Raw genomic sequence first — 6,726 nt, 5'->3', positions numbered from 1 at the left:
CCCGGCGGCCACGCCTCCACCCCGCCCCGGATGGGCGCCACGGCGCGGCTGGCCCGCGCCATCACCCGGATCGAACGCAGCCCCTTCCCGCAGTCGCTGCCGGACGTGACCGCGGAAATGCTCCGGCGCTTCGGCCCGCACGCCCCCGCTCCCATGCGGGTGGTGTTCGGCCGGCTGTCCGTGTTCCGGGCCCCGGTGACGCTGCTCTTTGGGCGGATGGGAAACGAGACCAACGCGATGACCCGCACCACCGTCGCCATCACCACGCTGGAGGGCAGCGCCGCAGCCAATGTCCTGGCCGCGACAGCCCGGGCGAACGCCAACATCCGGGTGGCCGTGGGAGAAACCGTTGCGGGGACAGTGGAGCGGCTGCGAAGGATCATCCGGGACCCGAAGGTTGAGTTGCGCGTCGTGGAAGGCAACGACCCGTCACCGGTCTCGGCCCACTCCGGGGCGCAGTGGGAGCTGCTGGAGGGCTGCATCGCCAAGGCCTTCCCGGAGGCGCTCGTCACGCCGTACATCATGATGGGCGGCACGGATTCGCGCCGCTTCACCGGCATCTGTGACGCCGTCTACCGCTTCGCCCCGTTCTATATGGACGCCGGGGCGCGGGGCTCCATCCACGCCATCGACGAGAAGATTGCACTGGAGACCCTGGAACGCGGCGTCGGCTTCTACGAAACGCTGATCCGGGAACTCTGAGCGGCCCGATGTCCCGTTACGCTGGCACCATGACTGGGACGGATACCTACCGGCGGACGACGGCCCGTGGCCTTCGCATCGTTGCTGCCCTGGCGCTCGCCGCCGCCGCACTGTCCGGCTGCAGCAGTGAAAGCAAGGGCACCCCCGCCTGGACAGCGGGCGGCAGTGCGGGCGCCAGCGCAGCGGCCTCCCCGGCTGGCCCGTCCGGGGGCAGCACGACGCCGGGCGCCTCGCCGGGGTCCGCCGCCTCCGCTTCGGCGTCACCAGGCTCGACGGCGGCGGCCTGGAAGGTTTTCACCGATCCGGCGAAGACCGTCAGTTTTGAACTGCCGCAGGAGTGGATCGCCCAGTCGGTAACCCCCGGGCAGGGAACCATACCCGGGGCACTGAAGATCGAGATCAAGGACGCCGACGGCGGGTACCTTGCCACCCTGCAGACCGGCCTCCAGCCAACGCCCGCCGCGGCCTGTCCGGACGGCGCCGCGAAACCGTACGTCGTCGTCAACAGCGTCCCGGTGGACCTGCCGCACCGCGGCGGGGACGGCACCATCGACCCCCGTGTGGTGTTCCGGGTGATCCAGGGCTACAAATACTTCGGCTCCTACGGCATCACCAACGTCGTCGGCGGCGCGGACGGAAAATCCTGCGTGCTCCAGAACCTGGTCCGCGGCCCTGAGGGCAAGGGCGACTACTCCTTCGGCGACCTGACGGAGCTGAGGGCCTTCGCCACGGACCAGAAGGTTGCACCGGCCAAGGCTTTCGACACCCTCGACCAGGCCGCCAAATACGTCAACGAAGGCTCAGAATTCGCCAACGTCCAGCGGATGCTAATGTCTCTGAAGATCAAAAACTAGTCCCGCACCGCCCGGGCACAACCGGGCCGGGAGCGGTGACTTCCCCCGCCGTTACCTCACACCCGGAGATACATGGAACGCTCTGTCGCCGCCCGCATGGCCTTCAAGACCGTGGCCGACACCAAGGTCGCCCTGGCGGTGTCCGTGGCACGCAACTCCGGCTACAGCGGTTTCATGGAGTCACTGTCCGTCACCTCCGGCGGCGAAGATGTCCCGCTCACGGAGCTCTCGGACCACCACGGCGGCCGCTTCCACTACATGGAATTCGCGGAACCCAGCGAAGTACTCGTGGAGTACACGGCCACCGTCACCGGCTTCGCGGTGCCGGAGGAACCCCGGCTGATGGAGCTCATCCGCTACGTCCGGCCGAGCCGCTACGCCGAGTCCGACCGGCTCCTGCCGACCGCCTACGCCGAATTCGGCGGCCTCCAGGGCGCCGAGCTGGTGCACGCCGTGCGCAATTGGGTCTTCAGCGAGCTGCGCTACATCAGCGGATCCTCACGCGGGACCGACGGCGCCGTCGAGACGCTGCTGCACCGCCGCGGGGTCTGCCGCGACTTCGCCCACCTGGCGATCTCGCTGCTGCGCGCCAAAAACGTTCCGGCCCGGCTCGCCGCCGTGTACGCCCCGGGCCTGAGCCCGATGGACTTCCACGCGGTGGCCGAGGCCCACATCAACGGGGCCTGGCACGTCATCGATCCCACAGGCCTGGCGCCCCGGGAGAGCATGCTGCGCATCACCGCCGGCCGGGATTCCTCGGACACCGCATTCTTGTCGACAGTGGGCGGCAGCCTGTCACTGACGCACCTGGTTGTCACCGCCGTCGTCAACGGCGAGCTGCCGGACGAGGACCCGGCGAAGCTCGTCACCCTGCAGTAGCGGCCAGCTGCCAGCGCCTCTGGACCCGGCGCCCGCGGATCAGCGCGCGGCCACCGAGGCCCGCAGCTTCTCTGTCAGACGCAGCAGCTCCTGCTGCTCGGCCGCCGTCAGCGCCGGAACCACCAGGGCGGCGATGTCGCGGACGTGCTCCCGGCCGATCTGCTTCTGCAGCTCCCCGCCGGCCTCCGTGAGCCTGACCAGGACGCCCCGCCCGTCGTTGGGGGAGGGCATCCGTTCCACGAGGCCGCGCTTTTCGAGCCGCTCCACGAGCCGGCTCAGGCTGGACTGGCTCAGCAGCACATGGTCGTTGAGCTCGTTCTGACGGAGCCAGCCTGACGGGCAGCGGGACAGCGTGAACAGCACGTCGTACTCGTTGATGGCAAGGCCCTGGAAGGCCGGGCCGGCCTGGAGCCTGCGCATCACCGCCACCTGGGCGCGGAACAGGGATTCCCAGGTTTCCGCGGCCAGGCGCACCGGTGATTCGGTCTTTGCGGACATCACGCGCTCGTATTGCCGGCGGGGCCCGCGGATTCGCTGACGGACTGCGCGGCTGCGGCGAGTGACGCTGCCACCCGCCCGGCATGCGTGGGCGGTTCGGGGACGTGGGCCGGGGTCTTTTCGGCGTATTCCTTGCGCAGGACCGGCAGGACCTCTTCGCCGAACAGGTCCAGCTGCTCCAGCACGGTCTTCAGCGGCAGGCCCGCGTGGTCGATCAGGAACAGCTGGCGCTGGTAATCGCCAAAGTACTCACGGAAGCTCAGTGTCTTCTCGATGACTTCCTGCGGGCTGCCGACGGTCAGCGGGGTCTGTGAGGTGAAGTCCTCGAGCGACGGGCCGTGGCCGTAGACCGGGGCATTGTCGAAGTACGGGCGGAACTCCTTGACGGCGTCCTGCGAGTTCTTCCGCATGAAGAACTGTCCGCCGAGTCCCACGATCGCCTGGTCCGCCTTGCCGTGGCCGTAGTGCTCGTAGCGTTCGCGGTAGAGGCCGATCAGCTGCTGGTAATGCTCCTTGGGCCAGAAGATGTTGTTCGCGAAGAAGCCGTCGCCATAGTAGGCGGCCACTTCCGCGATCTGCGGCGTGCGGATCGAACCGTGCCACACGAAGGGGGCGACGCCGTCGAGCGGGCGGGGGGTGGAGGTGAAGTTCTGCAGCGGCGTGCGGTGCTTGCCGGACCAGTTGACGGTGTCCTCGTCCCAGAGGCGGCGCAGCAGGCTGTAGTTTTCGATCGCGAGCTCGATGCCGTCCTGGATGTTCTTGCCAAACCAGGGATAGACGGGGGCGGTGTTGCCCCGGCCCAGGACCAGGTCCACGCGGCCGTCGGCCAGGTGCTGGAGCATGGCGAAATCCTCGGCGATCTTCACCGGGTCGTTGGTGGTGATCAGCGTCGTGGCCGTCGACAGGATGATGCGCTCCGTCTGGGCGGCGATGTACGCCAGGGTGGTGGTGGGGGAGGACGAGAAGAAGGGCCGGTTGTGGTGCTCGCCGATGGCGTAGACATCCATGCCGATTTCCTCGACCTTTTTGGCGATAGCCACGGACGCCTTGATGCGTTCGTGCTCCGTGGGGGTGCGCCCCGTGGTGGGGTCTGTGGTGATGTCGCTGACGCTGAATACGCCGATCTGCATGAGGTGCCTTTCCGTGGCCGGAGTCTTCCGGGAGCTGTTTCAACTATAACCGATTTACATGCATTTGCATCTATCGACGGGTATAACGTCCGCCACGTCCGAATATTCCCCACCGGTGCCGCGCAAGATTCCGCCCGCTCTTCCCGCCTGCGGCAGAGGTGCGGGCCTAGGATGCACTCAATCGGCTGGCGAACAGGAGTCCGGCCCTCCCGGAAGGTCGCCATGCGCCGCGTCGTTGCTTTCCTGTGTCTGGTCGAGATCACCAGCGGGATCCTGCAGGGCTACTACACGCCCATCCTCACCGACATCGCACGGCATCTGAACATCCACGACGGCGACGTCAACTGGTTCGAGGCCGCGCAGCTAATGGTCAGTGCACTGGCCGTCCCCGTGCTGGCCAAACTCGGTGACATGTACAGGCACCGTAGAATCCTGCTCGTGTCCACCGTGCTGACAGCTGCGGCGTGCTGGGGTGTGGCACTCGCCCCGGACTTCTGGACCTTCCTGGCGGCCTGGTCCTTGCAGGGCTTCTACGTGGTCTGGTTGCCGCTGGAGATTGTCCTGATCTTCAGCCGGGTTCACCGCTTGCCCGACGGCGCCGCCCGCACCCGGCGCGCCGCCGGCCTTCTTGTCGGAGCACTGGAATTCGGCGTGATCGCGGGTGCCCTTGCCGCAGGTGCCCTCGTGGAGGCCTGGACCGGCCAGCTGCAGCTTGTGCTGATGGTTCCCGCTGTGGCCGTCTCCGCCTGCTGGTTCGCCATCCGCTTCGGCGTACCGGAGTCCCTGGAACGCAGCGGCGGCCGGGTGGATACGCGCGGATTCAGTCTCCTCGCCGTCGGGCTCCTGCTCATCACGTCCGGGCTGACCTTCATGCGGCTCAACGGCCCCGGCGCGTGGTGGCCATGGGTGCTGGTCGCCGCTGGGATCCTGGTTTTCGTCCCGTTCACCCGTTTCGAGCTGGGCCGGGAGGATCCGCTGGTGGACATCCGGATGCTGCGTGCCAAGTCCATGTGGCCGGTCCAGCTGACCGCCGGCCTGTTCGGCGTCTCGGTGCTGGGCGCGCAGGCGCCGCTGTCCACCTTCGCCCGGACCGACCCGGCAGTCCACGGCTACGGACTCGGGCTGCGCGCCGGCCAGGTCTCGATCATCATCGGCGTCTACGTGCTCGCGCTGCTGGTAGGTGCCCTGCTCTATCCGCTGGTGACCCGCAGGCTGACGCCGCGCTGGACGCTCGTCTGCGCGGCCGCGCTGGTCGGCGGGGGATATCTGCTGTTCCTGCCGTTCCACTCCAGCCTCGCCGAGACCCTGGTCAACATGGCGATTGCCGGCACCGGCTCCGGCGCCCTCGTTGCCGCGCTGCCCTCGGCGGCGGCCGCGGCCGCACCCCTCAACCGGACCGCGATGGCCACCGGCCTGACCAACACCACCAAGACAATTGGCGGCGCCTTCGCCTCTGCCGTGTTTGGCATCGCCCTGCTGAGCCACGCCCTTGGCGACGCCGGGGCCGCCGTTGCGGAGGGCGGCGAAACCGCGGCACCCCTGGCGGGCTACCTGACGGTGTGGACGATCTGCGGCGTGACGGGCCTGGCCGCGGCCGCGGCGCTGGTCCTGGTGCCGAGGTTGGCATTCTCCGATCCGGGGACAAGGTCTTTCTCTGGAGCCGCCGGGGCGCTATCTTCGTAGCTTGGAGGATGCCCACATGATCAAAAGGGTTGGAAGTGCTGCGGCCGCAATCCTGGTCGCGATCAGTCTCTTACTAGCAGGATGCACGGCTCCCCGCCTTGAGCCTTCGGGCGGGGTGGATGCGCGCGCGGTGCTGGAGGCGTTCAAGGGCCGGGGAATGACGGGCCATCTGGAAGCGCTGCAGCGCATTGCTGATGACAACGGCGGCAACCGCGCGTCCGGGACGTCCGGGTATGAGGAATCCGCCCGCTACGTCGAGGAGCAGCTGCGCGCTGCCGGGTACAACCCCGTCCGGCAGACCTTCACCTTCCGCGGCGAGGGCAGGAACCGGAAGCAGGTGGAGAGCTTCAACATCCTGGCCGACAGCGGCGGCAGTGCCGAGAACACCGTGGTGGTGGGCGGGCATTTGGACTCCGTGCCCGAGGGCCCGGGCATCAACGACAACGGCTCCGGGGTCGCGGCCATCATTGAGATCGCGAAGTGGATGAAGGAGACCGGAATCACCCCGGTGAACCGGGTCCGGTTTGCGTTCTGGGGCGGCGAGGAGGACGGCCTCTACGGTTCCCAGCACTATGTCGATGAGCTCAGCAAGGCCGAGAAGGCCCAGACCGTTGCCAACCTGAACGTGGACATGATGGCCTCCCCGAACGGGGTGCGGTCCATCCACGACGGCGACGGCTCGGATTTCGGTCACGCCGGGCCAAATGGTTCGAAACAGATCGAAAAGGTCTTCTTCCGCTTCTTCCAGGACAACTCGCTGCCGGCGGAAACCACGCCCTTTGACGGCGGCTCCGACTACGACGCGTTCCTGCAGGCCGGCATTCCCGGCGGCGGGCTGTTCAGCGGCGATGTGGAAAAGAAGACCAAGGCCCAGGTGCAGTCCTACGGCGGAGTGGCCGGCAAGAAGCTGGACTCCTGTTACCACGAGGCCTGCGACACCCTCAGCAATACCGACGCGGACCTGCTCAAGGAAATGTCCG

At 67.7% G+C, this 6,726-nt stretch carries 7 protein-coding genes; 5 read left to right on the top strand and 2 right to left on the bottom strand.

Features of this window, described 5'->3' with window-relative positions:
- From K789_RS0121550 to K789_RS0121540, 3 genes are all read left to right on the top strand, one after another.
- Positions 1-702, top strand: a 702-nt coding sequence (locus K789_RS0121550; RefSeq protein WP_024368552.1) for a M20/M25/M40 family metallo-hydrolase, incomplete at its 5' end; no start/stop codon positions are given.
- Positions 703-731: 29 nt separating this feature from the next.
- Complete coding sequence (locus K789_RS0121545; RefSeq protein WP_024368551.1) at positions 732-1,556, top strand: hypothetical protein; 825 nt, start codon at positions 732-734, stop codon at positions 1,554-1,556.
- A 72-nt stretch (positions 1,557-1,628) separates the two neighbouring features.
- Complete coding sequence (locus K789_RS0121540; RefSeq protein WP_024368550.1) at positions 1,629-2,435, top strand: transglutaminase-like domain-containing protein; 807 nt, start codon at positions 1,629-1,631, stop codon at positions 2,433-2,435.
- Between the two features lie 39 nt (positions 2,436-2,474).
- On the opposite strand, the gene K789_RS0121535 is transcribed toward K789_RS0121540, so the two are convergent.
- Together K789_RS0121535 and K789_RS0121530 are read right to left on the bottom strand one after the other, a co-directional pair.
- Positions 2,475-2,933, bottom strand: a complete 459-nt coding sequence (locus K789_RS0121535; RefSeq protein ID WP_029705667.1) for a MarR family winged helix-turn-helix transcriptional regulator — start codon at positions 2,931-2,933, stop codon at positions 2,475-2,477.
- A complete protein-coding gene (locus K789_RS0121530) occupies positions 2,933-4,063 on the bottom strand; it encodes an LLM class flavin-dependent oxidoreductase (RefSeq protein ID WP_024368548.1) in 1,131 nt (376 codons plus the stop codon). The genes K789_RS0121535 and K789_RS0121530 overlap by 1 nt, the downstream gene beginning before the upstream one ends.
- 171 nt (positions 4,064-4,234) lie before the next feature.
- Here K789_RS0121530 and K789_RS0121525 point away from each other — a divergent pair, with 171 nt between their 5' ends.
- Positions 4,235-5,746 carry an MFS transporter gene (locus K789_RS0121525; RefSeq protein ID WP_237739662.1) on the top strand — a complete coding sequence of 504 codons (1,512 nt, stop codon included), beginning with the start codon at positions 4,235-4,237 and terminating at the stop codon, positions 5,744-5,746.
- Between the two features lie 16 nt (positions 5,747-5,762).
- Positions 5,763-6,726 (top strand): M20/M25/M40 family metallo-hydrolase (locus tag K789_RS0121520; protein WP_035740554.1); only part of this gene is annotated, 964 nt, incomplete at its 3' end.

The organism is Arthrobacter sp. TB 26, from assembly GCF_000427315.1.
Taxonomy (GTDB): domain Bacteria; phylum Actinomycetota; class Actinomycetes; order Actinomycetales; family Micrococcaceae; genus Arthrobacter.
The sequence above is the reverse complement of the archived record's forward strand: the minus strand, read 5'-3'. Positions and strand labels throughout refer to the sequence as shown.

Excerpts from the sequence above, each read along its gene's own strand:
- K789_RS0121545 (WP_024368551.1), top strand. The coding sequence starts at position 732 with ATGACTGGGACGGATACCTACCGGCGGACGACGGCCCGTGGCCTTCGC.
- K789_RS0121540 (WP_024368550.1), top strand. The coding sequence starts at position 1,629 with ATGGAACGCTCTGTCGCCGCCCGCATGGCCTTCAAGACCGTGGCCGAC.
- K789_RS0121535 (WP_029705667.1), bottom strand. The coding sequence starts at position 2,933 with ATGTCCGCAAAGACCGAATCACCGGTGCGCCTGGCCGCGGAAACCTGG.
- K789_RS0121530 (WP_024368548.1), bottom strand. The coding sequence starts at position 4,063 with ATGCAGATCGGCGTATTCAGCGTCAGCGACATCACCACAGACCCCACC.
- K789_RS0121525 (WP_237739662.1), top strand. The coding sequence starts at position 4,235 with ATGCACTCAATCGGCTGGCGAACAGGAGTCCGGCCCTCCCGGAAGGTC.